Annotated in this window: 21 protein-coding genes and 1 riboswitch; of the genes, 8 read left to right on the forward strand and 13 right to left on the reverse strand. The window is 67.9% G+C overall.

Annotated features, from left to right (window positions below; all coding sequences use genetic code 11):
- Window positions 1–156 precede the first annotated feature (156 nt).
- Genes JL37_RS00405 through JL37_RS00420 form a run of 4 tightly spaced genes read right to left on the reverse strand, consistent with a single transcriptional unit; the run spans window position 157 to window position 4,782 of the window.
- Window positions 157–1,107 carry an ABC transporter permease gene (locus tag JL37_RS00405; protein ID WP_043541217.1) on the reverse strand — a complete coding sequence of 317 codons (951 nt, stop codon included), beginning with the start codon at window positions 1,105–1,107 and terminating at the stop codon, window positions 157–159.
- 10 nt (window positions 1,108–1,117) lie between these two features.
- Entirely contained in the window at window positions 1,118–2,191 is a 1,074-nt protein-coding gene (locus tag JL37_RS00410) for an ABC transporter permease (protein ID WP_043541218.1), read from the reverse strand.
- A gap of 36 nt (window positions 2,192–2,227) precedes the next feature.
- Window positions 2,228–3,757: an ABC transporter ATP-binding protein gene (locus JL37_RS00415; protein WP_043541219.1), complete on the reverse strand. Its 1,530-nt coding sequence runs from the start codon at window positions 3,755–3,757 to the stop codon at window positions 2,228–2,230.
- Window positions 3,754–4,782: a BMP family protein gene (locus tag JL37_RS00420; protein ID WP_043541220.1), complete on the reverse strand. Its 1,029-nt coding sequence runs from the start codon at window positions 4,780–4,782 to the stop codon at window positions 3,754–3,756. The genes JL37_RS00415 and JL37_RS00420 overlap by 4 nt, the downstream gene beginning before the upstream one ends.
- Window positions 4,783–5,203: 421 nt before the next feature.
- Between JL37_RS00420 and JL37_RS00425 the strand changes: the two genes are divergently transcribed.
- The 6 genes from JL37_RS00425 to JL37_RS00450 all read left to right on the forward strand — a co-directional run bounded on the left by JL37_RS00425 (window position 5,204) and on the right by JL37_RS00450 (window position 9,697).
- Window positions 5,204–6,133, forward strand: a complete 930-nt coding sequence (locus tag JL37_RS00425; RefSeq protein ID WP_043541357.1) for a DedA family protein/thiosulfate sulfurtransferase GlpE — start codon at window positions 5,204–5,206, stop codon at window positions 6,131–6,133.
- A gap of 50 nt (window positions 6,134–6,183) precedes the next feature.
- A complete protein-coding gene (gene panE / locus JL37_RS00430; RefSeq protein WP_043541221.1) occupies window positions 6,184–7,110 on the forward strand; it encodes a 2-dehydropantoate 2-reductase in 927 nt (308 codons plus the stop codon).
- 262 nt (window positions 7,111–7,372) lie between these two features.
- Window positions 7,373–7,984 (forward strand): NAD(P)-dependent oxidoreductase, encoded by a 612-nt coding sequence (locus JL37_RS00435; RefSeq protein WP_043541222.1) that lies wholly within the window; start codon window positions 7,373–7,375, stop codon window positions 7,982–7,984.
- Between the two features lie 146 nt (window positions 7,985–8,130).
- Window positions 8,131–8,589 carry a nuclear transport factor 2 family protein gene (locus tag JL37_RS00440; RefSeq protein WP_043541223.1) on the forward strand — a complete coding sequence of 153 codons (459 nt, stop codon included), beginning with the start codon at window positions 8,131–8,133 and terminating at the stop codon, window positions 8,587–8,589.
- Window positions 8,590–8,619: 30 nt separating this feature from the next.
- Window positions 8,620–9,189, forward strand: coding sequence for a flavin reductase family protein (locus JL37_RS00445; RefSeq protein ID WP_052096701.1), 570 nt, complete (start codon window positions 8,620–8,622; stop codon window positions 9,187–9,189).
- A gap of 4 nt (window positions 9,190–9,193) precedes the next feature.
- A complete protein-coding gene (locus JL37_RS00450; RefSeq protein WP_043541226.1) occupies window positions 9,194–9,697 on the forward strand; it encodes a nucleoside 2-deoxyribosyltransferase in 504 nt (167 codons plus the stop codon).
- On the opposite strand, the gene JL37_RS00455 is transcribed toward JL37_RS00450, so the two are convergent.
- The gene (locus JL37_RS00455; protein ID WP_052096703.1) at window positions 9,694–10,362 is read right to left on the reverse strand and encodes a TetR/AcrR family transcriptional regulator; all 669 of its coding nucleotides are present in this window, start codon (window positions 10,360–10,362) and stop codon (window positions 9,694–9,696) included. The genes JL37_RS00450 and JL37_RS00455 overlap by 4 nt on opposite strands.
- 151 nt (window positions 10,363–10,513) lie before the next feature.
- Here JL37_RS00455 and JL37_RS00460 point away from each other — a divergent pair, with 151 nt between their 5' ends.
- Window positions 10,514–11,713 (forward strand): arabinose transporter, encoded by a 1,200-nt coding sequence (locus tag JL37_RS00460; protein WP_043541227.1) that lies wholly within the window; start codon window positions 10,514–10,516, stop codon window positions 11,711–11,713.
- A 41-nt stretch (window positions 11,714–11,754) separates the two neighbouring features.
- Here the strand turns inward: JL37_RS00460 and ribB are convergent, their stop codons facing one another.
- The 3 genes from ribB to JL37_RS00475 form a co-directional block, all read right to left on the reverse strand.
- The gene (gene ribB, locus JL37_RS00465; RefSeq protein WP_043541228.1) at window positions 11,755–12,474 is read right to left on the reverse strand and encodes a 3,4-dihydroxy-2-butanone-4-phosphate synthase; all 720 of its coding nucleotides are present in this window, start codon (window positions 12,472–12,474) and stop codon (window positions 11,755–11,757) included.
- 112 nt (window positions 12,475–12,586) lie between these two features.
- A riboswitch (FMN riboswitch) is annotated at window positions 12,587–12,741 on the reverse strand.
- A gap of 110 nt (window positions 12,742–12,851) precedes the next feature.
- Entirely contained in the window at window positions 12,852–13,370 is a 519-nt protein-coding gene (locus JL37_RS00470; RefSeq protein ID WP_043541230.1) for an SET domain-containing protein, read from the reverse strand.
- Between the two features lie 176 nt (window positions 13,371–13,546).
- Window positions 13,547–14,017, reverse strand: a complete 471-nt coding sequence (locus JL37_RS00475; RefSeq protein ID WP_043541232.1) for an Lrp/AsnC family transcriptional regulator — start codon at window positions 14,015–14,017, stop codon at window positions 13,547–13,549.
- Between the two features lie 93 nt (window positions 14,018–14,110).
- On the opposite strand from JL37_RS00475, the gene ilvB reads away from it, so the two are divergent.
- Window positions 14,111–15,937: a biosynthetic-type acetolactate synthase large subunit gene (gene ilvB, locus JL37_RS00480; protein WP_156124176.1), complete on the forward strand. Its 1,827-nt coding sequence runs from the start codon at window positions 14,111–14,113 to the stop codon at window positions 15,935–15,937.
- Between the two features lie 239 nt (window positions 15,938–16,176).
- Here ilvB and JL37_RS00485 read toward each other — a convergent pair whose 3' ends face one another.
- The 5 genes from JL37_RS00485 to JL37_RS00505 all read right to left on the reverse strand — a co-directional run bounded on the left by JL37_RS00485 (window position 16,177) and on the right by JL37_RS00505 (window position 22,598).
- The gene (locus tag JL37_RS00485; protein ID WP_043541234.1) at window positions 16,177–16,956 is read right to left on the reverse strand and encodes an SDR family oxidoreductase; all 780 of its coding nucleotides are present in this window, start codon (window positions 16,954–16,956) and stop codon (window positions 16,177–16,179) included.
- 152 nt (window positions 16,957–17,108) lie between these two features.
- Window positions 17,109–17,966 (reverse strand): ABC transporter permease, encoded by an 858-nt coding sequence (locus tag JL37_RS00490; RefSeq protein WP_043541236.1) that lies wholly within the window; start codon window positions 17,964–17,966, stop codon window positions 17,109–17,111.
- Between the two features lies 1 nt (window position 17,967).
- Window positions 17,968–18,738 (reverse strand): ABC transporter ATP-binding protein, encoded by a 771-nt coding sequence (locus JL37_RS00495; RefSeq protein ID WP_043541238.1) that lies wholly within the window; start codon window positions 18,736–18,738, stop codon window positions 17,968–17,970.
- Entirely contained in the window at window positions 18,738–19,796 is a 1,059-nt protein-coding gene (locus JL37_RS00500; protein WP_043541240.1) for an ABC transporter substrate-binding protein, read from the reverse strand. The genes JL37_RS00495 and JL37_RS00500 overlap by 1 nt, the downstream gene beginning before the upstream one ends.
- 174 nt (window positions 19,797–19,970) lie before the next feature.
- Window positions 19,971–22,598: a DNA topoisomerase III gene (locus tag JL37_RS00505; protein ID WP_043541241.1), complete on the reverse strand. Its 2,628-nt coding sequence runs from the start codon at window positions 22,596–22,598 to the stop codon at window positions 19,971–19,973.
- Window positions 22,599–22,645 lie beyond the last annotated feature (47 nt).

Consider the following 22,645-nt stretch of genomic DNA (forward strand, 5'->3'; position numbering starts at 1 on the left):
TGTTCCTTGCTGGAGGTTTCTATTGTTCATCGTACTGCGCCCTTCCCCCGCTGCTTCAAGCTGGCGTCGCCCCATCCGGGTCGCGCGGAGCCGGCTTTGCCGGTCCGTAGCGACGCCCCCTTGGGGGGGAAGCGCGCAGCGCTTCGGGGGGGGGGCCTACCTTTCACCCTTGCGGTAGGGCTTCATCAGGGCCTGCGGGTAGGCGGCGCGGCGCGCCATCACCACCAAGGCCAGGATGGAAAGGACGTACGGCAGCATCAGGTATACCTGGTACGGCAGCTCCGGCAGGCCGGGCAGGGCCGCGCCGCCCTGCTGCAGGCGCAGCTGCAGGGCGTCGAAGAAGGCGAATATCAGCGCGCCCAGCAGCGCCTTGCCGGGCCGCCACGAGGCGAACACCACCAGCGCCACGCAGACCCAGCCGCGGCCGTTGACCATATTGAAGAAGAAGGCGTTGAACGCCGCCAGGGTCAGGAAGCTGCCGGCCACGCCCATCAGCGCCGAGCCCGCCACGATGGCGCCCATGCGCAGGCGCGTCACGGACAGGCCCTGCCCCTCGGCGGCGGCCGGGTTCTCGCCCACCATGCGGATCGCCAGGCCGACCGGCGTGCGGTTCAGCACCCAAGCGAGGATGGGCACGGCCGCAAGGGCGATCAGGGTCATGGGCGTCTGGCCCGCCAGCACCGGCCCGATGAACGGGATGCCGTCCAGGAACTTCATCTCCGTGAACGGAGTGATCGTGGGCGGCGTGTTCACGCTGGGGAAGGTGACGCGGTACGCGAAGTAGCTGAGGCTGGTGGCCAGCAGGGTGACGCCCAGGCCGGACACGTGTTGCGACAGGCCCAGCGGCACGGTCAGCACCGCGTGCAGCAGGCCGAACACCGCGCCCGCCAGCGCCGCGGCCAGCACGCCCACGTAGAGCGGCGCGCCCAGGTACACCACCAGCCAGCCCGTGAAAGCGCCGGCGACCATGATGCCCTCGATGCCCAGGTTCAGGACGCCGGCGCGCTCGCACAGCAGCACGCCCAGCGTGCCGAGAATCAACGGCGTGGCCAGGCGCAGCACGGCAACCCAGAAAGCCGGGGAACTCATCAGATCCATCCATTCCATGGCGCGCTCCTCAGGCCTGGGTCCGGCGCAGGCGGTACTGCGCGAATAACGTCGCGACCAGCATGGCGAGCAACGAGGTGGCGACGATGACGTCGGCGATGTAGTTCGGGACGGAGATGGCGCGGCTCATGCTGTCCGCGCCCACCAGCATGCCGGCGACGAAGAGGCTGGCCAGGATCACGCCCAGCGGGTGCAGGCCCGCCAGCATGGCGACCACCACGCCCGTGTAGCCATAGCCCGGCGACATGTCGAGCGTGACGTAGCCGGTGCGGCCCGCCACTTCGATCGCGCCCGCCAGCCCGGCCAGCGCGCCCGACAGCATGGCGGTGCCCAGCATGACGCGGCTCACGGGCAGCCCCAGGAAGCGCGACGCATGGGCATTGGCGCCGACCGCGCGCATCTGGAAGCCGAACACGGTGTAGCGGTTCAAGAGCCACAGGCCTACCGCCAGCCCGGCGGCCCACAGCAGGCCGGTGTGGGCGCGCGTGCGCTCGATCAGCTTGCCCAGTTCCAGGTCGCCATTGAGCGCCACGGATTGCGGCCAGCCCATGGCCATCGGGTCTTTCATGGGGCCGTCCAGCATCATGGAGACGAACAGCAGCACGATGAAATTGCCGAGCAGCGTGGTGACGACCTCGTCCACGCCCAGGCGGGTCTTCAGCAGCGCGGGGATGAGCAGCAGCACGGCGCCCGCGAGCGCGGCGGCCAGCATCATGCCGGCAAACAGCGCGGGCAGCGGCAGGTCGAAGCCCGTGCCGTCGTGCAGGCCGCCCACGGCGACCGCTGCCAGCGCGCCCAGGTACAGCTGGCCTTCGGCGCCGATGTTGTAGAAGCGGGCGCGGAACGCCACGGCGCAGGCCAGGCCCGTCAGCATCAGCGGGGTGGCGCGGGTGAGCGTTTCGGACAGGGCGAAGCGCGAGCCGAACGCGCCTTCGAACAGCAGCGCGTAGGTGCGGCCCACCGGCGCGCCGGCCCAGGCCACCAGCAGCGTGCAGACCGCCAGCGTAAAGAGGATGGCCGCGATGGGGGCCAAGGCCAGCGCCAACCGGCTGGGCTCGGGGCGGCGTTCCAGGATCAGTTTCATGCGAAAGATGCTCAATATAGGGGCGCCGACGGTCCGTCAGGCGCGGGTGCCCGTCATGGCCAGGCCCACCGTGGCGGGCGTCCAGTCGGCCACCGGTTTGACGGCGACCAGCTTGCCGCCGCACAGCACGGCGATGCGATCGGCCAGCGCGAAGATCTCTTCCAGGTCCTCGGACACCAGCAGCACGCCGGCGCCGCGCTTGCGGGCCGCCAGGAGCTGCTCGCGCACGTAGGCCACCGCGCCGATGTCCAGGCCCCAGGTGGGCTGGTCGGCCACGATGAAGCGCGGCTCGCGCGCCAGCGTGCGGCCCAGGATCAGCTTCTGCATGTTGCCGCCGGACAGGCTGCGGGTGCGCACGTCCAGCGAGGCCGCGCGCACGTCGAACTGCCTGGCCAGCGAGGCCGCATAGGCCTTGCCCGCGCGCGCCCGGATCAGGCCGTAGCGCGCGAAGCGCTTGTCCTTGAGGTCTTCGACGATGGCGTTCTCCCACAGGGGGCTGTCGCCGATCATGCCTTCGCCGTGGCGGTCTTCGGGGATGCGGCCGACACGCGCGGCCGTCCAGCCGGCCGGCGTCGTGGGCGCGGCCGCGTGCTCGGGGCCGAGTCGTATCGTGCCGTCGGACGGCTGGCGCAGGCCGGTCAGCACGGAGACCAGCGCCTGCTGGCCGTTGCCGGCCACGCCCGCGATCGCGACGATTTCATGTTTGTGGACCACCAGGTCCAGGCCGTCCAGCCGCAATGCGCCGTCGCGGCCGTCGCGCACGGAGACCTGGGACAGTGCCACTACGGGCGCGGCCTGTTCGGCCGCCGCCACCGCCTCGGCATGCGGCATGACGACCTTGCGGCCCACCATCAGTTCCGCCAGTTCGGCGGGCGTGGTGCCGGCGGTGTCGCGTTCGGCCACCAGCCTGCCCTGGCGCAGCACGGCCACGCGGCGCGACACGGCCATCACTTCGTCCAGCTTGTGCGAAATGAAGATCACGGCCAGGCCTTCGTCCACGAAGCCGCGCAGGGTGGCGAACAGGTCCTGCACTTCCTGCGGCGTGAGCACGGCGGTGGGCTCGTCCAGGATCAGCACGCGGGCGCCGCGGTACAGCGCCTTCAGGATCTCGACCCGCTGCTTTTCGCCGACGGACAGCGTGCCGACCCGGGCGTCCGGGTCCACGCCCAGGCCGAAGCGCTGCCCCAGCTCCACCAGGCGCTTGCGCGCCTTGCCGCGGCCGGACGCCAGCTTCCACAGCGATTCCGTGCCGACCATGATGTTGTCCAGCACCGTGAGGTTGTCGGCCAGAGTGAAATGCTGGTGCACCATGCCCACGCCGGCCGCCAGCGCGGCGTCGGGCCGGCCGGGAGGCAGGGGCTTGCCGAAAACCTCGATGCCGCCGGCGTCGGCCACATAGTGGCCGAACAGGATGGACACCAGGGTCGATTTGCCCGCGCCGTTCTCGCCCAGCAAGGCCAGCACTTCGCCCTGGCGCAGGGTAAGCGAGATGTCGTCGTTGGCCGTCAGGCTGCCGAAGCGTTTGGTGATCCCCGTCAGTCGCAGGGCAAGCGGCGCTTGGTTCATCGTGCCGAGGACTTGGGTTCTTTGTCGTTGACCTTCACGCTGAAGCTGCCGTCCAGGATGGCTTTCTGCTTGGCCTGGACGCGGGCGATCAGCTCCGCCGGGATCTTGCTCTCGAAGGTGCCCAGGGGCGCCAGCGACGAACCCTTGTGCTTCATCAGCGAGTATTGGCCGTAGTCGTCGGCCTTGAAGGTGCCGGCCTTGACCTGCTTGAGCGCTTCGTCGATGGTGGGCTCCATGCTCCACAGGGCCGAGGCGACGACGGTTTCCGGATATTGAGGCTGCGTGTCGATCACGTTGCCGACGGCCAGCTTGCCGCGTTCCTTGGCGGCGTCCGACACCCCGAAGCGCTCGGCGTAGAGCACGTCCGCGCCCTTGTCGATCATGGCGAAGGCGGCTTCCTTGGCCTTCGGGGGATCGAACCACGAGCCGATGAAGGTGACGGTGAACTCGGCCTGCGGGTTCACTTCCTTGGCGCCTTCGATGAAGGCCTGCATCAGGCGGTTCACTTCGGGGATGGGGTAGCCGCCCACCAGGCCGATCTTGCCGGTCTTGCTGACGCCGCCGGCGATCATGCCGGTCAGGTAGGCGGGTTCCTGGATGTAGTTGTCGAACACCGAGAAGTTGGGCTTCTGCGGCTTGCCGGAAGAACCCATCAGGAAGGCGGTCTCGGGGTAGTCCTTGGCCACCTTGCGGGCGGCGGCTTCCACCGCGAAGGCCTCGCCCACCACCAGCTTGTTGCCCTGTTCGGCGTACTGGCGCATCACGCGCTCATAGTCGGCGTTGGTGACGTTTTCCGAAAACGTGTATTCGATCTCGCCGCGATCGCGGGCGGCCGTCAGCGCCTTGTGGATGCGCGATACCCATTGCTGCTCGACCGGCACGGTGTAGATGGCGGCGACCTTGGTCTTGGCGGGCGCCTGGGCTTGGGCGGCGCCGGTGAAGAGCAGCGCGCCGGCCGCGGCGGCAGCCAGTTTGAGCAGGCCGCGGCGGGCAATGGCGCCGGACAGGGGGAACAGGGCTTTCATGCAGGTGACTCCTACGCGGGGAAGGAAAGGGATCGGGAGGTGTTGCGGGCGCGCCGCGGAATGGCGGTCGCCGGCGGGCATGCCGGGGCGAGCGGACGAAGGCGAGGGCGCGGGATCGGTCATTGGGCGGGAGCGCCGGGTGGCGCGTCCCATCCGAAGGGGCGGGTTCGCGGCCAGTCCAGGCGAAGCAAGTTGTATGCCATGGGGCATCTCCGCGGCAAGTCGGGGAAACCTGATGGCCGGGCAGGATTATAGGCACCCTGGCGGGGAATCGCGGCACCGATGTGGTGCGCGCCGTTTCAGGGGGTGGACAGGGAGGCGCTGGAACGGGCTGTTGCGCCGCCGCGCGCGATCCGCAGCGGCCCCGCAAGCCTAAAATCCGGAGATGAGCCGCGCGCGGCGCGGCGAGCTGGAAGACTCCATGCAAGATATTCAATTGCTGCTCGAACAGTACGGCGGGTGGCTGGTGTTCGCCAACGTGCTGGTCGAGCAGGCGGGCTTGCCGGTGCCCGCCTATCCCATGCTGATCGCCGCGGGCGCCCTGGGCGGCGCGGGCGGCTGGGCGGTGCCCTGGCTGGCGGCCACGGCCGCCTGCCTGCTGGCCGACACCCTTTGGTACGTGGCCGGCCGGCGCTACGGGTCGCGCCTGCTGGGCGTGATCTGCAAGATGTCGCTGTCGCAGGACTCCTGCATCCGCCAGACGCAGCGCCTGTACCTGCGCATCGGCGTGCGGGCGCTGCTGGTCTGCAAATTCCTCCCGGGCGCGGGAGCGCTGTCCACGGTCATGGCGGGGCTGACGGGCACGGCCTATCGCCGGTTCCTGCTCTACGACCTGGTGGGCTCCCTTATCTGGGTCGGCTCCGCGCTGTTACTGGGCGGCCTGTTCCACAACGTCGTGAACGACGTCCTGGAGATCCTGGGCACCTATGGCGCGATGGGCCTGGGCGTGCTGGCGGCGGTGCTGGCGCTGTACATCCTGGCGCGCTTCCTGCGGCGCAGGATCCTGCTGCGCAGCCTGCGCGTCATTCCGCGCCTGTCGGTGGACGAATTGATGCAATGGCGGCAGGATGGCCGCAGCCCCCTCGTGTTCGACGTGCGGCCGGAGGCGGTGCGAGACGAGCAGCGGATCCCTGGGGCGATCGCGGTGGACCTGAAGGCGCCGCTGCCCGAACTGGACCCCAATGCGCTGGAGTCCGACATCGTCGTCTATTGCGCCTGCCCCAACGAGGTATCGGCCGCGCTGCTGGCTTCGCGGCTGCGCGCCGCGGGCTATCCCAATACCTGGGCCCTGCGCGGCGGATACGAGGCCTGGGCCGAACACAAGCGCGCCGCGCCCGCGCAAGGCGCATAATTCCGCCATCGGCCCGCGGCATTGGCGAAGGGCCACGACAGGAGAGAGACATGCGGTTGTTGTTCTTGGGCGCTGGCGGCACCGGCGGGTATTTCGGAGGGCGCGCCGCCCAGGCGGGCGCGGACGTGACATTCCTGGTGCGCGAGTCGCGCGCGGCCCGACTCCGCGAGCATGGCTTGCGCATCCAGAGCCCCCTGGGCGACGCCACGCTGCATCCGCAGCTGGTCACGCAAGAGACGCTGCAAGGCAGCTACGACGTGGTGGTGCTCAGCTGCAAGGCGTACGACTTGCCCAGCGCGATCGAGGCGATCCGCCCCGCGGTCGGCCCCGACACGGCCGTGCTGCCCATCATGAACGGCGTGCTGCAGTACGACGTGCTGGACCGCGAGTTCGAACCCCACCGCGTGCTGGGCGGCCTATGCCAGATCAACGCGACGCTCGGCCCCGAGGGCCAGGTGGTCCACCTGGGCAAGCACGCCAGCATCGTCTTTGGCGAACGCGCGGGCCCGGCGCGCAGCGCGCGTTGCGAGGCGCTGGAGCAGGCGTTGGCCGGGGGCGAATATTCCTGCCGCCTGAGCGGGGAGATCTACCAGGACATCTGGGAAAAGTATGTGTTCCTGACGACCCTGGCGGCCGCCACCTGCCTGATGCGCGGCTCCGTCGGGCAGATCGCCTCCACCGACGACGGCCTCGACATCCTGGGCACGCTGCTGCAGGAATCGCAGGCCGTGGCCGCCGCCTCCGGCCATGCGGTCCGGCCCGAGGCCGACGCCTCGGCGCGCAAGATACTGACCGACCCTTCGCAGCCCATGACCGCCTCCATGTTCCGGGACCTGAGCCAGGGCCTGCCGGTCGAAGCCGATCACATCGTGGGCGACATGCTCCGCCGCGCCCGGACGCTGGGCGTGGATGCGACCTATCTGCGCACGGCCTACACGCATCTGCAGGTCTATCAGGCCCAGCGCGCCGCGGGCTGAGCGCCCGGGCCCGCCACGGCTTCGCGGCCCCCTGTTCAAGCGGGGCCGCGGAGCGCAAACTGACATGGCGGTCCTGGCCGGCCGGTTCGCTCTCCCGGCCTTCGCGGTTCCATGGAATTGGTGCATGGAATGCAAAAAACTCTTCCGCTTTTACGGGTTTTTTGTTCGAATTTGAGCGAATAGTATGGCTTTGCCTGAGCCGGATATGCAGCGCCGCATGGTGCGGCGGCCTACCCGGCTTCCCTTTCCAAGGAGCAAGACCATGAAAGTCGCATTGATCGGAATTACCGGCCGCGTGGGTTCACGCGTGGCGGACGAGCTACTCAAGCGCGGCCACCAGGTCACGGGTATCGCCCGTAACCTGTCCGACGTGAACCCCCAGCCCGGCCTGACCATCAAGCAGGGCGACGCCACCGACCCGGAGGCGCTGACTTCGATCCTGGCCGGCCATGACGCCGTGATCAGCGCATCGCGCTTCGTTTCTTCCGACGCCAAGCCGCTGCTTCATGCCGTGAAGGATGCCGGCGTGCCGCGCCTGGTGGTGGTGGGGGGCGCGGGCAGCCTGCTGGTTGCGCCCGGCAAGATGCTGATCGACACCCCCGAGTTCCCCGACGCCTACAAGCCCGAGGCGCGCGCGGGCGTGGTGTTCCTGGATGTGCTGCGCCAGGAAAAAGTGCTGAACTGGACGTTCCTGTCGCCTGCCGCGCTGTTCGAGCCGGGCGAGCGCACCGGCAAGTTCCGCGTGGGCGACGATAGCCTGCTGGCAGACGACGAGGGCAAGAGCTGGATCTCCATGGAAGACTACGCCATTGCGCTGGTCGACGAGCTGGAAACGCCCAAGCACTCGCGCCGCCGCTACACCGTCGGTTACTGAGCGCCGGCGCGCCGCCCGCGGGCGGACGGAAACGGGGGCCCGTCGCGGGCCCCTTTTCTCATTGGGGGAAAGGCCACGGTATCCGCGTATTTATTTGTAAACTGGCAAACCGCGCCAACCCGGCGTCACGACCTGAGTTGTCCTGTATGCGTATGAAGTTCAAATCTCTGGCCCTCTGTATGCTGGTCGCCGCCGCCACCCTGGCGATCGCGCCGGCCCGCGCGGCCGCGCCCCAGTCCAACAAGGACATCGTGGTGGCGTTCTTCCGCATGATGTTCCAGGACCGCAATATCGACGAAGCCGTGCGCCTGTACGTCGGCCCGCGCTACACGCAGCACAATCCGTACATGCAGGACGGCGTCGAGCCCATGGTGGACTTCTTTCCCGCCTACTTCGAACAGCATCCGCAGTCCATCGTCGAGATCAAGCGGGTGATCGCCGAGGGCGACCTGGTGATGATCCACAACCTGTGGCGAGATTCCCCGGAAGACCGCGGACAGGCCGTGGTGGATATCTTCAGGGTGGAAAACGGCAAGATCGTCGAGCATTGGGACGTGAGCCAGGAGATTCCAGAAAACCCGGCCAACAAGAACGGCATGTTCTAGGCCCTGTTCATCCTCCAAGGAAGCGGATCCATGTCCCGCATCGAGCCCGTCGAGCTGCCTCGCGCCTATCTGTTGCTCAACCACGGCCCCACCGTGCTGGTGACCAGCGCGCATGGCGAGGCCCGCAACGTCATGGCCGCCGCCTGGGCCATGCCGCTGGACTTCAGCCCGCCCAAGATGCTGGTGGTGGTGGACAAGAACACCTATACGCGCGAACTGATCGAAGCGTCGGGCGAATTTGCGCTGTGCATACCCTCGCGCGCGCAGGCACGGGCCACGTTGAGGGTGGGGTCGAATTCCGGGCGCGACGAGGACAAGTTCGCCGCCAGCGGCCTGGCGACGTTTCCGGCCAGCAAGATCGGCGCGCCGCTGGTCAGCGGCTGCCTGGGCTGGCTGGAATGCCGCGTCGTGCCCGAGCCGCACAACCAGCAGGCCTACGATCTCTTCATCGGCGAAGTCGTGGCCGCATGGGCCGCGCCGGAAGTGTTTTCGGGGAACCGCTGGCACTTTCCGGACGACGAGCGCCGCTCGGTCCATTACCTGGCGGGCGGCTCCTTCTTCGCCACGGGCGAAGCCTTCAACGTTTCCGATCCGGAGTAGCCCCATGCGCAGCGTGTATCTCGCCGGTTTCGACGTATTCCTGCCCGATGCCCAGGCGCACGGCAGGCGTTTGAAGGCGCTTTGCGCCACCTATGGGTTCGAAGGCCTGTTTCCCCTGGACAACGAGGCGCCGCAGGACCTGTCCGGCCCGGCGCTGGCGCAATGGATCTATCGCGAGAATGTCGCCCTGATCCGGCGCGCCGACATGGTGATGGCCAACCTGAACCCGTTCCGTGGCGCGGAGCCCGATTCGGGAACCGCCTTCGAGGTCGGCTACGCCATCGCCTGTGGAAAACCCGTTTGGGGCTATACCCGGCAGGGCGGATCGTTGATCGATCAGGTGGCCGTTGGCGCGGCGGCCGACGATGGCGTAGCGCGCATGGTGGATGCCGAGGGCTACACAGTAGAGGACTTCGGCTTGAGCCTGAACCTGATGCTGGCGTGCAGCGCCCGCATCGTCACAGGCGGCGCTGCCGACTGCCTGGCCCGCATGGCCGAGGCGCGCTAGCGCCGCGCGGTTTTCTTCGCCGCCTTGCGCGGCGCCGGCCGGGCCGGCGAGGGCGACGTGTCCAGGTATCCCATCACGGCGTCGACCACAGCGTGTTCGAGCTGCTCCGGCGAGAAGCCGGCGGGCGGCTCCAGCGCGGCGGCATGCACCAGCGATTCCATAATGCGCAGCACCACGTAGGTCGCCAGGTCGCGGTCCTGCTGCGCGATCTCGTCGCGATGGAATTCCAGCAGGTGGCGCATGCGGCGATGGATGTCCTGGTCGGCGCGGCTGTGCTCATGCGGCTGGTCGAACAGCGGAAATTCCCTTTCCAGCACGCGGTGCAGCGCGGGCTCCAGCAGATGCGCATGCAGCATGGCCTGCACGATGGCGGCGACGCGCTCGCGCAGCGTGGCGGCGGGATTGCTGTCCAGGACCCCGTCGATCACGTCCAGCATCTGGTTGTCGTGGCGGTCATGCAGCGCCGCGATCAGTGCGTTCTTGTTGGGAAAGTACTGGTACAGCGAACCCACGCTGACGCCGGCGGTTTCGGCGATCAGGTTGGTGTTGGTGCCGGCATAGCCGTGCGCGGCCAAAACGCGAGCCGTGGCTTGCAGAATTGTTTCTACGGTGTGCTGGGACCTGAGCTGGCGTGGCGATTTCCGGGGCTGTGGGATGGCGGTCATGGACGGGATGAAAGGCGAGTATCGAACATGAGCAATGGCTCATAAAATTTCAGTCAGGCGATCCCGAAGACCGCCCCGCATGGGCGGATTATGCCATCGACGGTGTTCGCGCGATGGCGGCGGGACGCAATCACCTGTTCAAGGAATATCCATGTCGAATCTCTCTGCGGCCGGGGCCATGCCCTCGGCCCACGGACCCGCGCGTTCCGTTTTCGCGCAAATCCTGCCGCTGGCATTGGCGGTGTTCGTCGGCTTTTTCATGATCGGCCTGCCCATGCCGGTGCTGCCGCTGTACGTGGACGGCACGCTTGCCCTGGGCGCGCTGGTCGTCGGCGTGGTGGCGGGCCTGCAGTTCGCCGCCGCGCTGCTGTCTCGCGCCTATGCGGGATCCGTGGCCGACCGCCGCGGCGCCAAGCGCGCGGTGGTGGGCGGCTTCGCGCTGGGCTCCGTCGCGGGCCTGTTCTATCTGCTGGCCGACGACCTGTCGGCTAGGCCGCAGGCGGCGCTGGCCGCCCTGCTTGCCGGGCGCGCGCTGATGGGCTGCGCGGAGAGCCTTATCGTCACCGGCGCCTTGAGCTGGGGCGTGGGCCGCGTGGGGCCGCAGAACGCGGGCCGCGTGATGGCCTGGGTGGGCTTGGCCATCTACGCCGCCTACGCGCTGGGGGCGCCGGCCGGCATGCGGCTCTACGGCGCTGCCGGCTTCGCGGGCATTGCCTGGGCCACGGCGCTGATTCCGCTGGCGGCGTTGGCGCTGGTCCTGCCGCTGCGCGGGGTGCGCGCCGCGGGCGGCGCGCGCACGCCCTTCTACAAGGTGCTGGGGCTGGTGTTGACGCCGGGCCTGGGCCTGGCGCTGTGCAGCGTCGGCTTCGGCGTGATCACGGCCTTCGTGAGCCTGTTGTTCTCGCAGCGGGGCTGGGACGGCGCCGCGTGGATGTTCACCGCATTCGGAGCGGGCTTCATCCTGGCCCGCGTGTTCTTTGCCGGCCTGCCGGACAAGCTGGGCGGCGCGCGCGTGGCGCTGGTCTGCGTGCTGATAGAAGCGGCGGGACAGTGGCTGATCTGGACCGGTTCCACGCCGGCCTGGGCCTATGTCGGGGCGTTGCTGACGGGCGCGGGCTACTCGCTGGCGTTTCCGGCCTTCGGCGTGGAGGCGGTGCGCCGCGTGCCCGCGGCAAGCCGCGGCACGGCCATGGGCGCGTATGTGGCCTTCCTGGACATCGCCCTGGGACTGAGCAGCCCCGCGGCCGGCTGGCTGGCCGGGGCGCAGGGCTACGGCGCGGTGTATGCGATGGGCGGCGCGTGCGCGCTGGCGGCGATGGTCGTGGCCATGGCGCTCAAGGGACGGCGCTGAAGGCTTGGGCGGCGCCGGAACCGGCGCCGCCTGCGCAAGGATCAGACCGTTGCGGCCATCTCCAGCACTTCGTCGTCGATGGCCTCGGCCCGGCCGTCCTTCAGTTGCTGCAGGTGGTCGGCCAGCTCGGCGATGGTCAGCGCGACAAGGCCGTGCAGGGCGGCATAGCGTTCCAGCGCCGCGCCGCGCATCATCGTGCCGTCGGCGTTCATCAATTCGCACAGCACGCCCGCGGGGCGCAGGCCTGCCAGCACCGCCAGGTCCACGGAGCCTTCCGTGTGGCCGCGGCGGGTCAGCACGCCGCCGGGCTGGGCGCGCAGCGGGAATACGTGCCCCGGGCTGACGATGTCGTCGCTTTGCGCCGACGGCGAGACGGCGGCGCGGATCGTGGTGACGCGGTCCACGGCCGATACGCCGGTGCTTACGCCTTCGCGGGCTTCGATGGAGACGGTGAAGGCGGTGGCGTAGCGGCTCTGGTTGCGCTGGACCATGGGGGCAAGCCCCAGGCGGTCCAGGGTTTCGCCGGGCAGGCACAGGCAGACGATGCCGCTGCCGTCGCGGATCAGCTGGGCCATGACGGGCACGGTCAGCTTGTCGGCGGCCACGATCAGGTCGGCCTCGTTCTCGCGGTCGAAGTCGTCCATGAGAATGACGGGCCGGCCCAGGCGCAGCTGATGCAGGGCGCGCTGCAGGCGGACGGAGAACGGCTGGGAAGCCAGGCTGGGGATGGGGGACTGCGGGGTAAGGGTAACGTTGGACATTGGAAACGCTCTCGCAAGTTAAAGGGGCGAAAAACGTTCCAGGGCTACTCGACAGCCGAACGCAATACCGTTGCCCGGACGCGGGCGCGCCAGGACGAGCGGATTTGTGCCGGCACATCTTCTCTCATCCGGACTATGACCGTCGGCCCTGGCATCTCACCAGATCTGCTGACCCCGGCTTCCGCAAGGAAGACCGGGCGCTCGCGGGCTCGCCACATTGCATGGCATACCGCCGGTGGGGAGTTTCACCCCGCCCTGAAGACGTACTGCATGTCGTGTTAACGACTTGGTCGATTGTACGCCTGTCCGGCGCGGAGCGCCGAATACGCGCGCCGCGGCCGGGGTCTTGGCATGCGTGGGGACGGATAGCCTCGCGTTCAGGACGCGGCGTCGGCGGTTTCCGGCTTGGCGGATTTCTTCTTTTTCTCGGGCAGCGCCAGCATCGTGCCGCGGCAGGGCGGCGTGCCGCAGAGGCAGCGGTAGCCTTCCTTGAGCTTCTTGGTGATGCGGCCGTCCAGCACCAGGCCGTAGTCGTAGGACAGCTCGGTGCCGCGCGGGATGTCCTGCAGCGCGACGATGTAGACGCGCTTGCCGTGCTTGCCTTCCTGAGCCTCGCAATTGGGTTCGCACGAGTGATTGATCCAGCGGGCGTCGTTGCCTTCGTCGCCGCCGTCGATCACGCGGCCGGAGCTGAGCGCGAAGAAGAAGGTGTGGAAGGGATCGTCCGGATTGGTCGGGTGGCGGCGGTCGGCTTCCTTGGCGCTGATGCGCTTGCCGCCGTACTCGATGATGCGAGTGCCCGCCGGGATCTTGCGCGTGGCGAAGACGCCATTGCCATGCAGCTTGGAGCGGCGGACGACGTGCCAGGGCTTGATCGGGGTGTCTTCGGTGGTCATTGGGCAGTGGCGGTGGCGGTGAGACGAAACAGGATTATATCGGCGGCCGTTTTACAGAATGACAGGCGTATGGCGTGCGCCGCCCCGTCTCCGGCCGAATTCCCAGGATCTTTCGTCCGTGTCCTTCAGCACAGCGCCTGCTTTGTCTTGCGGGGGTTCCGTCCGGACGCTCGCCGTCAGCCCGCCAGGCCGGTCAGGGGCAGCTGGGTTTCCTTCAGCCGGCGCAGCACGAAGCACGACTTGCTGTGCCGGATTCCCGGAATCCGGTAGAGCTGCTCGCGCAGCAGGCGTTCGTAGTCCCGCGTGTCGCGCACCGCGATGCGGATGTAGTAGTCATAGTCGCCCGAAACCAGGAACGCTTCGAGCACCTCAGGAATCTGCGCCAGCGCCCGGCCGAACTCGTACAAGGTTTCCTCGCTATGGCTTTCCAGGGTGACGTGGACGATCACCGTGTCCATGAAGCCCAGGCTGGCCGGATCGATGTCCACGGTGTAGCCGCGGATCACCCCGGCGCTCTCCATGCGCTTGATGCGGTTCCAGCAAGGCGTGGACGACAGCCCCACGGCCGCGCCGATGTCGTTCAGGCTGGCGCGGGCGTTCTCCTGCAGCACCTTCAGAATGGCGAGGTCAAACTTGTCCAGGTTCATTTTCTTTGATTCCTCCATATCAAAGATAAATTTACTGCGAATGCCGGTTATTTGTGGAAAAGAAGATAAATATTCTTCCGATCTACGAATAAGATAGATAGCATGAACGATCGCCTGCACCCCACCGCCGCCGCCGCGCTTGCCGCCTCTGATCGCCCCGCCGACAACGGGGCGAAAATTCTGCTCGATACCTTGATCGCCTACGGCGTGGATACGGTGTTCGGCTACCCCGGGGGCGCGGTCCTGCCCCTGTACGACGCGCTCTATGCCGAGCCCCGCCTGCGGCACGTGCTGGTGCGCCACGAGCAGGCCGCGGTCCACGCGGCCGAGGGCTATGCCCGCAGCACGGGGCGCACGGGCGTGGTCTTCGTCACCTCGGGCCCCGGCATGGCCAACACCACTTCGGGGCTGCTGGACGCCATGTGCGACTCGATCCCGGTGCTGTGCATCAGCGGCCAGGTCACCACGGCCGCCATCGGCACCGACGCCTTCCAGGAATGCGACGCCATCGGCATCTCGCGCTCGGTGACCAAGTGGAATACCCAGATCCGGGCGGTGGACGACGTAGCCGGCGTGGTGGGCCGGGCGTTCGAACTGACGCGCCAGGGCCGCCCCGGCCCGGTGCTGGTGGATTTTCCCAAGGACGTGCAGCTGGCCGTGCCGCAAGACGCGGACGACGGCGTCCCGGTCGTGCCCTCGCAACAAAAGCTGGCGGCGCTGCGCGCGCGGCGCCAGGCCAGCAAGCTGGCGCCCAAGCTGCCGCAGTCGGCCGTGCGCCGCGCCGCCGGCCTGATCGCCCAGGCCAAGCGGCCCATCTTCTACGGCGGCGGCGGACTGGTGAATGCGGGCCCCGAGGCCTGCGAGGCCTTCACCGACCTGGTGCGCCATGCCGGCGCGCCCTGCACCCTGACCCTGATGGGCCTGGGCGCCTTCCCGGCGTCGGACCCCCAGTTCGTGGGCATGCTGGGCATGCATGGCACGGTCGAAGCCAACCTGGCCATGCACAACGCCGATCTCGTGGTCTGCATCGGCGCCCGCTTCGACGACCGCATCACGGGCAAGCTGTCGGAATTCTGCCCGCACGCGCGCAAGATCCATATCGATATCGATCCCGCCTCGATCAACAAGGTGGTGCGGGTGGACGTCGCGTTGGTGGGCGACTGCCTGCCGCTGGTCCGCGCGCTGCGCGCGGAGCTGGGCGACGAGCCCCTGGACGCCGCCCGGCTGGCGCCGTGGTGGTCCCGCATCGGCGCCTGGCGCGCCCAGGATTGCCTGGGCTACACACCCGCGGCCGACGCCATCCTGCCCCAGCATCTGATGTCGCGCCTGAACGCGGCGCTGGAAGGCCGCGACGCCATCGTCTCGACCGACGTGGGCCAGCACCAGATGTGGGCGGCGCAATACCTCCGCTTCGACGCGCCCAACCGGTGGTTGACCTCGGGCGGCGCCGGCACCATGGGCTATGGCGTGCCTGCGGCCATCGGCGCGCAGGTGGGCCATCCCGACAAGACCGTGGTCTGCGTGAGCGGCGACGCCTCGGTGCTGATGAATATCCAGGAACTGTCCACCGCCATGCAGCACCAGACGCCCGTGAAGGTCGTGCTGTGCAACAACGGCTACATGGGCATGGTGCGGCAGTGGCAGGAGCTGATCCATGGCGGGCGCTACAGCCACAGCTACAACGCCTCGCTGCCGGACTTCGTGGCCCTGGCCAAGGCCTTCGGCTGGGGCGCGGCTCGGGTGGACGATCCGGCAAAGCTGGACGCGGCGCTGGCCGAATGCCTGGCGCACGACGGCCCTTATTTCCTGGACGTGGCGGTGGCGGCGCAGGAGAACTGCTTCCCCATGATGCCCGCCGGGCACGGACATCAGAAGATGATGCTGGCCGAAGGCGTGTGGTACCAGGATGAGACGACCTGATGTTATGGCTGGTGTCTGACACCCGGGTAGGCCTGCTTCAACCTGACCGGGCGGCTCGTACGGGTGTCAGACACCTACCGCAAGCCGGGGCTGGCACCTCACAGCAGTGTCTGACACCCCTCCCGCAGTGGCTGGCACCTACACAGCAGTGTCTGACACCTACACGGCAGTGTCTGACACCCGTACGAGACACGCTTTCAGGCTGAAACCGGCGCACCCGGGTGTCTGACACCCCCCATTCAGAACTGGATCGACAATCCCCCATCCACCACCAGCACGTGCCCGTTCACGTACGAGGCCGCTGGCGAGGCCAGGAACACGGCCGCGCCGGCGATCTCTTCCGGTTCGCCCCAGCGGCCCATCGGGTTGCGCGAGGCGATGCGCGGCCCGAATTTCGGGTCCGCGACCATGGCCGCGTTGGTTTCCGTGGCGAAGGTGCCCGGCGCGATCGCGTTGCTGGTGATGCCATGGCCGCCGAATTCCGCGGCCAGCGCGCGCACCATGCCCGTCAGGCCCTGCTTGGCCGCCGGATAGACTGCGTCGCCCGAGCGGGCCAGCGCCCCCACCACCGAGGTAATGGCGATCAGGCGCCCGCCGCCCTGGCGCATCATGCGCTCGGCGGCAAACTTGGCCAGCAGCATGCCGGCCACCAGGTCGGTGTCGATCAGCTCGCGGATCTCGGCGGGGCTGGTGTCGCGCAGGGTCTTGCGGTTGCGCGCGCCCACGTTGTTCACCAGGATATCCAGCCGGCCGTGTTCGGCGTCGATGCGGCCGAACGCCGCCTGCATGGCCGCGTCGTCGCTGACGTCGAAAGCCAGCGCATGCGCGTCCAGGCCGTCGCGCTTCAGCGCGTCGGCGGCGGCCTGCGCGGCGGCGGCATTGCGGCCGTTGATCAGCACGCGCGCGCCGCAGCCGGCCAGCGCCCGCGCGATGCAGAAACCCAGCCCGCGCGCCGAGCCGGTCACCAGCGCGACCTGCCCGCCCAGTTCGAAATTGCGCAGATACGGCAGCGTGTTCATGGCAGTCATCCATAGCCTGCAAGCAGTATTGTTTTTTTGAACCGCAAAGGAACCCCGGTGGTTGCCTTGCGGCAGACCCGCCCCGACCGGCTCCGCCGGTCCGCGGCGGCGCCCCCTTGAGGGGGGAGGCGCGCAGCGCTTCGGAGGTGGGCCTACCCTTCGCGGAACTCGGGCGCCCAATGCAGCAGCCGGCGTTCCAGCCAGGTCACGCAATAGACCAGCGCGATGCCCACGACCGACAGCAGCGTCACCGCCGCGAACATGTCGGTGGCGTTCAGGGTCGCCAGCGCGGTGATCATCAGGTAGCCCATTCCTGTCGTGGAGCCGACGAACTCCGCCAGCACCACCCCGATCAGCGCGAAGCTGATGGCGTTGGGCAGCGCCGCGAACGTCCATGCGGCGGCGGTGGGGATCCGCACCCGCCACAGGATCTGGCGCGGGGAGCCGCCCAGCGTGCGGCAGAAATCCACCAGCTCGCGCTCCACGCTGCGGCCACCCTTGTAGGTATTGAAGAACACCAGGAAGAACACCACGAACCACGACGTTACCACCTTGGAGGCCAGCCCCAGGCCGAAGAACATGGTGATGAGCGGCACGAAGGCGATGCGCGGCATGGAATTGAACGCCACGATGAAGGGGTTGAACACGTCGGCCAGGAAACGGCTGCGGCTGAGCGTCATGCCCACGATGAAGCCGCTGCCCACGCCGACCACCAGACCCACCATCGTCGCCTGCAGGGTCAGCCACAGGTGCGGCCAGACCGAACGGGGGCCGGGTTGCAGCCACTCCCATAGCCGCACCGCCACGCGCGAGGGCTGGCTGATGAAGAAGGGGTCGAACAAGGTGTTCTGGGCGAACCACGGGATGCGCGTCAGGATTTCCCAGGAGCCCAGGATGAAGGCGAGGATCAGCGCTTGCCACAGGGTGATGCGCAGCCGGCGCGCCACGCCGGCGCGGCGGTCCAGGCGCAGCTGGTCCTGCAGGGAATCGGAAGTATCGGTAGGGCTCATGTCAGGCGGCGGCGCGGAACTGCTGTCCCAATACGCTCCAGAGGCTTTGCACGTGGGTCACGAACTGCGGTGTTTCGCGCAGCGTGAAGACATCGCGCGGATGCGGGATGGCGATGCGTTCGTCCAGCAGCACGCGGCTGGGCGGCCCCGACAGCACGATCACGCGGTCGGACAGCAGGATGGCCTCGTCCAGGTCGTGCGTGACCATGACGATGGTCTGGCCCAGCTTGCGCCAGATCTCGATGAGTTCGCGATGCAGGTGCGTCTTGGTGTGCGTGTCCAGCGCGCCGAAGGGCTCGTCCAGCAGCAGGATGCGCGGTTCCACCGCCAGGCTCATCAGCAGCGCCACGCGCCGCCGCATGCCGCCGGACAGCTGGTGCGGAAAGGCGTCGGCGAAGGCGCTGAGATGGCCCAGCTCCAGCAGCTCGGCCACGCGGCGTTCGATCCTGCCGGCGGGCACGCCCTGGAACTTCAGGCCCAGCGCCACGTTCTTCCTCACGCTGAACCAGGGCAGCAGCGTGTCTTTCTGGAAGATGTAGCCCAGCGCGGGCGGCACCTGGCCGTCCACCACGCGGCCGTCCACGCGGATGATGCCCGTGGTCGGGCGCAGGAAGCCCGCGATCATGTTCAGCAGCGTGCTCTTGCCGCAGCCCGAAGGGCCCACGATGGAGACGAACTCGCCTTCCGGGATCGTCAGGCTGACTTCGCCCACCGCGTGGGTCGTGGCCTGGCGCGTCTGGTACGCCTTGCCGACGTTGTCCAGCGTGATCATCAAAGGCCCCGGGCGCGGCGCACGAAGCTCATGTTCACGCAGCGGTCGTACGGCACCGTCTTGATCTCTTCGTTGGAGAATTGGCGGCCGTCGCCCATGACCGCCGTCATGCGGTCGTAGGCGTCCTGGGTGATGATGTTGTCCTTCAGGAACACCGTTTCCTTGTAGACGCCCAGCGTCTTCTCGATCGCTTCGCGCGGGAAGGCGTTGAGATAGTCGTCGTAGATGGCGTCGGTGACGGCCGCCGCGCTGTTGGCGCTGATGAAATCCTGGGCGCGGACCAGGCCCGTGACGAAGGCCTGCACCACCTCGGGACGTTTCTGTATGGTGTCCTGCAGCGTCAGCGCCGCGATGCCGGGCACGTCGCCGCCCATGAACTCGTTCCATGAGCTCTCGGTGGTGGCGTCGAAGATGGGCACGCCCCAGCCCTCCTGGCGGGCCTGTTCCATCATGGACATGGTGGCCATGCTGGCGGACACCGAACCCGTCTTGAGCGCGCCCAGCATGGTCGCCAGGTCGCCCAGGGGGCGGATGTCGACCTTGTCGGCCACGCCGGCCTTCTGCATCAGGTACAGGGCCATCAGCCAGGTGCTGGACTGCGGCTGCGTGGCGCCCACGCGCTTGCCGGCAAGATCCTTCAAGGATTTGATCTTGCCGCTTTCGAAGTCCTCGCGGCGCACAATGATATTGGCGTAGGTGAGCTTGCGGTCGAAACCGAACACCAGGGTGGCGGGCTTGCCGGCCAGGGTCAGGGCGGGCGCGGCGGTGGCGGCGGTGGCGCCGAACACGATCTGGCCCGCGGCCAGCAGCTGGTTGGTGCGCGGTCCGCTCTGCGAGTTCAGGTATTCGACCTCGAGCCCGCCCTCGCCGAAATAGCCCTTCTTGAGCGCCACGTAGCCGGCGGCGAAGAAGGGATCGATGCTGCCCTGCCCATAGGCCACGCGGCCGAGCTTGGGCTGCGCGAAGGCGACGCGGCCATTGACGAGGCCGATGCCGGCCAACGCTCCGGCTGCGGCCAGCACGCGGCGGCGGGTGGTGAAATCGGGGCTAGCGCTCATGTCATCCTCGGTCTTGGTCTGGTTGCTGCGGTTTGGCGTAGACAATACCCCAGCATCCCGCGTCCAACAATGGAAAACGCCCGGTTGCCCGGGCGTTGCGGAACTGCTGGCCGCTCGTGAGGTGTCTGACACCCGACGAGACGGCCTTACCGTTCGAATCGGCGTCTCAGGGTGTCAGACACCGGCGGTTTTCTTCGGCGCTGCCTTCTTCACCGCCTTCTTGGCGGCCGTTTTCGTGGCCGTCTTGGTCGCGGTCTTTTTCACCGCGGCCTTCTTGGCCGGCGCCTTTTTGGCGGCCGTCTTGGTGGCGGTTTTCGTCGCCGTCCTGGCCGGCGCGCGGCCGGGCTTTTCCGGACGCGGCTCGAACTCGAAGCCGATCTTTCCGTCCGGCTGGCGGACGAGGAAGGCCTTGAACTTGCGGTTCGTGCGACTGGAGACGAAGCCGTCGAGCAGGTCGGTGCGGCCGTCGGTCAGCAGCTTTTCCATCTGCTCGCGCGAGATCTCCTGCTGCAGGATGACCTTGCCCGAACGGAAATCGCAGGTCTTTTCAGGGCCGACGGATTTCTCGCAGACGTAGCTCATGCCGTGCTCGAACACGCGCGACTGGCACTTCGGACATTTGCCGACCGGCGTGTGGCCCGAGAAGTCCACGGCCTCGGTGTCGTCCTCGTCGTTCTGGCCGAAGTCGAATTCCAGCTTGTATTCGTCGCTGATGCGCAGGATGGCGGCGAATGGCCGGCCCATCTTGCTGATGAAGCCTTGCAGCGGACCGATTTCGCGCTTGGCCAGCAGTTCTTCCACTTCCGGGAGCTCGAAGGTGCGGCCGCCCGGGTGCTTGCCGATGGAGAAGTCGCAGGCGGTGCAGGCAAAGCGGCGATAGTTTTCCTTCACCACGGCGCCGCACTTTGGGCAAGGGGTTTGCAGCGTGGCGTAGTCGCCGGGCACCGTGTCGCGCTCGTATTCCTTGGCGCGCTTGACGATGACCTGCGTCATCTGCGCGATTTCGCGCATGAAAGCCTCGCGGCCCAGGCCGCCCTGCTCGATCTGCTTGAGCTTGTGCTCCCATTCGCCCGTGAGTTCGGGCGAGGTCAGTTCGGTCACGTCCAGGCCGGACAGGAGCGTCATCAGCTGGCGCGCCTTGGCCGTGGGGACCAGATCGCGGCCCTCGCGGCGCAGGTAGCTTTCGTTGAGCAGGCCTTCGATGATGGCCGCGCGCGTGGCCGGGGTACCCAGGCCGCGCTCGGACATGGCCTCGCGCAGTTCCTCGTCGTCCACCAGCTTGCCCGCGCCTTCCATGGCCGACAGCAGCGTGCCTTCGTTGAAGCGGGCGGGCGGCTTGGTGGTCAGGCCCACGGCTTCCACGTCCTCGGTGCGCACGGTCTCGCCGTCCGCCACGGGAACCAGGTTGGCGTCCTCGCCCTGGGCTTCCTTGCCGTAGACGGTGAGCCAGCCCGGGTTGACCAGCACCTTGCCGTCGGTGCGGAAGCGGTGCCCCTGCACCTCGGTCATGCGCGTGGTGACGCGATATTCCGCGGCGGGGAAGAACACCGCCAGGAAGCGCTTGAGCACCAGGTCGTACAGCTTGCCCTCGGCTTCGCTGAGATCGTGCGGGATCTGCAGCGTCGGGATGATGGCAAAGTGGTCCGAAACCTTTTTGTTGTCGAAGATACGGCGGTTCGGCTTCACCCATTGCTTGCCGACCACCGTCTCCGCGTGGCGCGCCAGGCCGCCCACGGCATTGGAGCCGCCCTTGGCCAGCGCCCGCATGGTTTCCTGCACCGTGCCGATGTAGTCCTCGGGCAGGTAGCGCGAATCGGTACGCGGGTAGGTCAGCGCCTTGTGGCGTTCATACAGGGTCTGGGCCAGCGCCAGCGTGGTCTTGGCCGAAAAGCCGAAGCGGCCGTTGGCTTCGCGCTGCAGCGAGGTCAGGTCGTACAGGGCCGGCGACATCTGGGTCGACGGCTTGGATTCCTCGGTGACGCTGCCGGGCTGGTCGCGGCAGGCGGCCACCACGCTCTGGGCGGCGGCCTGCGACCACAGGCGCGATTCGCGCTTTTCCGGGTCGCGCTCGTCTTTCTTGAACTCCGGGTCGATCCAGCGGCCTTCGTACAGGCCGGCGGCGGCCACGAACTGCGCGCGCACTTCCCAGTAGTCGCGCGGCACGAAGCGGCGGATGCGCTCTTCGCGCTCGGCCACGATGGCCAGCGTGGGGGTCTGCACCCGGCCGACCGGCGTCTTGAAGAAGCCGCCGTCCTTGCTGTTGAAGGCGGTCATGGCGCGCGTGCCGTTGATGCCCACCAGCCAGTCGGCCTCGGCGCGGGAACGGGCGGCCGCTTCCAGCGGCTTGAGCTGCACGTCGTCGCGCAGATTGGCGAAGGCTTCGCGGATGGCGGCCTGGGTCATCGACTGCAGCCACAGGCGCTGGATCGGCTTTTTCACGCCCGCGTACTGAATGATGTAGCGGAAGATCAGCTCGCCCTCGCGCCCCGCGTCACAGGCGTTGATGATGGCGTCCACGTCCTTGCGCTTGGCCAGGCGGACAAGCAGCTTCAGGCGTTCGGCGGATTTCTTGTCGGTCGGGCCCAGCTCGAACTCGGGTGGAATCACGGGCAGGTGCGTGAAGCTCCATTTTCCCTTGACCGGATCGTTGGGCGCGACCAAGCTGAGCAAATGACCGATGCTGGACGCGAGGACGTAACGTTCGCTTTCAAAATAGTCCCCCTCGCGCGCGAAGCCTCCCAAGGCGCGTGATATATCAAGGGCCACCGAGGGCTTCTCGGCAATAATCAGCGTTTTATTCATGTGTATCCAGTGGCGGTAGTCCCGCCTTAGTAGCGCGGATAATAAGA

Origin of the sequence: Achromobacter sp. RTa, assembly GCF_000757485.1 — a bacterium.
Lineage (GTDB): Bacteria > Pseudomonadota > Gammaproteobacteria > Burkholderiales > Burkholderiaceae_B > Achromobacter.

What these genes read in the sequence shown, in the direction of transcription:
- JL37_RS00405 (WP_043541217.1), bottom strand. Translation starts at nt 1,107, where the DNA reads ATGGAATGGATGGATCTGATGAGTTCCCCGGCTTTCTGGGTTGCCGTG.
- JL37_RS00500 (WP_043541240.1), bottom strand. Translation starts at nt 19,796, where the DNA reads ATGAGCGCTAGCCCCGATTTCACCACCCGCCGCCGCGTGCTGGCCGCA.
- JL37_RS00420 (WP_043541220.1), bottom strand. Translation starts at nt 4,782, where the DNA reads ATGAAAGCCCTGTTCCCCCTGTCCGGCGCCATTGCCCGCCGCGGCCTG.
- JL37_RS00435 (WP_043541222.1), top strand. Translation starts at nt 7,373, where the DNA reads ATGAAAGTCGCATTGATCGGAATTACCGGCCGCGTGGGTTCACGCGTG.
- JL37_RS00450 (WP_043541226.1), top strand. Translation starts at nt 9,194, where the DNA reads ATGCGCAGCGTGTATCTCGCCGGTTTCGACGTATTCCTGCCCGATGCC.
- JL37_RS00505 (WP_043541241.1), bottom strand. Translation starts at nt 22,598, where the DNA reads ATGAATAAAACGCTGATTATTGCCGAGAAGCCCTCGGTGGCCCTTGAT.
- JL37_RS00495 (WP_043541238.1), bottom strand. Translation starts at nt 18,738, where the DNA reads ATGATCACGCTGGACAACGTCGGCAAGGCGTACCAGACGCGCCAGGCC.
- panE (WP_043541221.1), top strand. Translation starts at nt 6,184, where the DNA reads ATGCGGTTGTTGTTCTTGGGCGCTGGCGGCACCGGCGGGTATTTCGGA.
- JL37_RS00485 (WP_043541234.1), bottom strand. Translation starts at nt 16,956, where the DNA reads ATGAACACGCTGCCGTATCTGCGCAATTTCGAACTGGGCGGGCAGGTC.
- JL37_RS00460 (WP_043541227.1), top strand. Translation starts at nt 10,514, where the DNA reads ATGTCGAATCTCTCTGCGGCCGGGGCCATGCCCTCGGCCCACGGACCC.
- ribB (WP_043541228.1), bottom strand. Translation starts at nt 12,474, where the DNA reads ATGTCCAACGTTACCCTTACCCCGCAGTCCCCCATCCCCAGCCTGGCT.
- JL37_RS00415 (WP_043541219.1), bottom strand. Translation starts at nt 3,757, where the DNA reads ATGAACCAAGCGCCGCTTGCCCTGCGACTGACGGGGATCACCAAACGC.
- JL37_RS00470 (WP_043541230.1), bottom strand. Translation starts at nt 13,370, where the DNA reads ATGACCACCGAAGACACCCCGATCAAGCCCTGGCACGTCGTCCGCCGC.
- JL37_RS00475 (WP_043541232.1), bottom strand. Translation starts at nt 14,017, where the DNA reads ATGAACCTGGACAAGTTTGACCTCGCCATTCTGAAGGTGCTGCAGGAG.
- JL37_RS00410 (WP_043541218.1), bottom strand. Translation starts at nt 2,191, where the DNA reads ATGAAACTGATCCTGGAACGCCGCCCCGAGCCCAGCCGGTTGGCGCTG.
- JL37_RS00425 (WP_043541357.1), top strand. Translation starts at nt 5,204, where the DNA reads ATGCAAGATATTCAATTGCTGCTCGAACAGTACGGCGGGTGGCTGGTG.
- JL37_RS00445 (WP_052096701.1), top strand. Translation starts at nt 8,620, where the DNA reads ATGTCCCGCATCGAGCCCGTCGAGCTGCCTCGCGCCTATCTGTTGCTC.
- JL37_RS00440 (WP_043541223.1), top strand. Translation starts at nt 8,131, where the DNA reads ATGCGTATGAAGTTCAAATCTCTGGCCCTCTGTATGCTGGTCGCCGCC.
- JL37_RS00455 (WP_052096703.1), bottom strand. Translation starts at nt 10,362, where the DNA reads ATGACCGCCATCCCACAGCCCCGGAAATCGCCACGCCAGCTCAGGTCC.
- JL37_RS00490 (WP_043541236.1), bottom strand. Translation starts at nt 17,966, where the DNA reads ATGAGCCCTACCGATACTTCCGATTCCCTGCAGGACCAGCTGCGCCTG.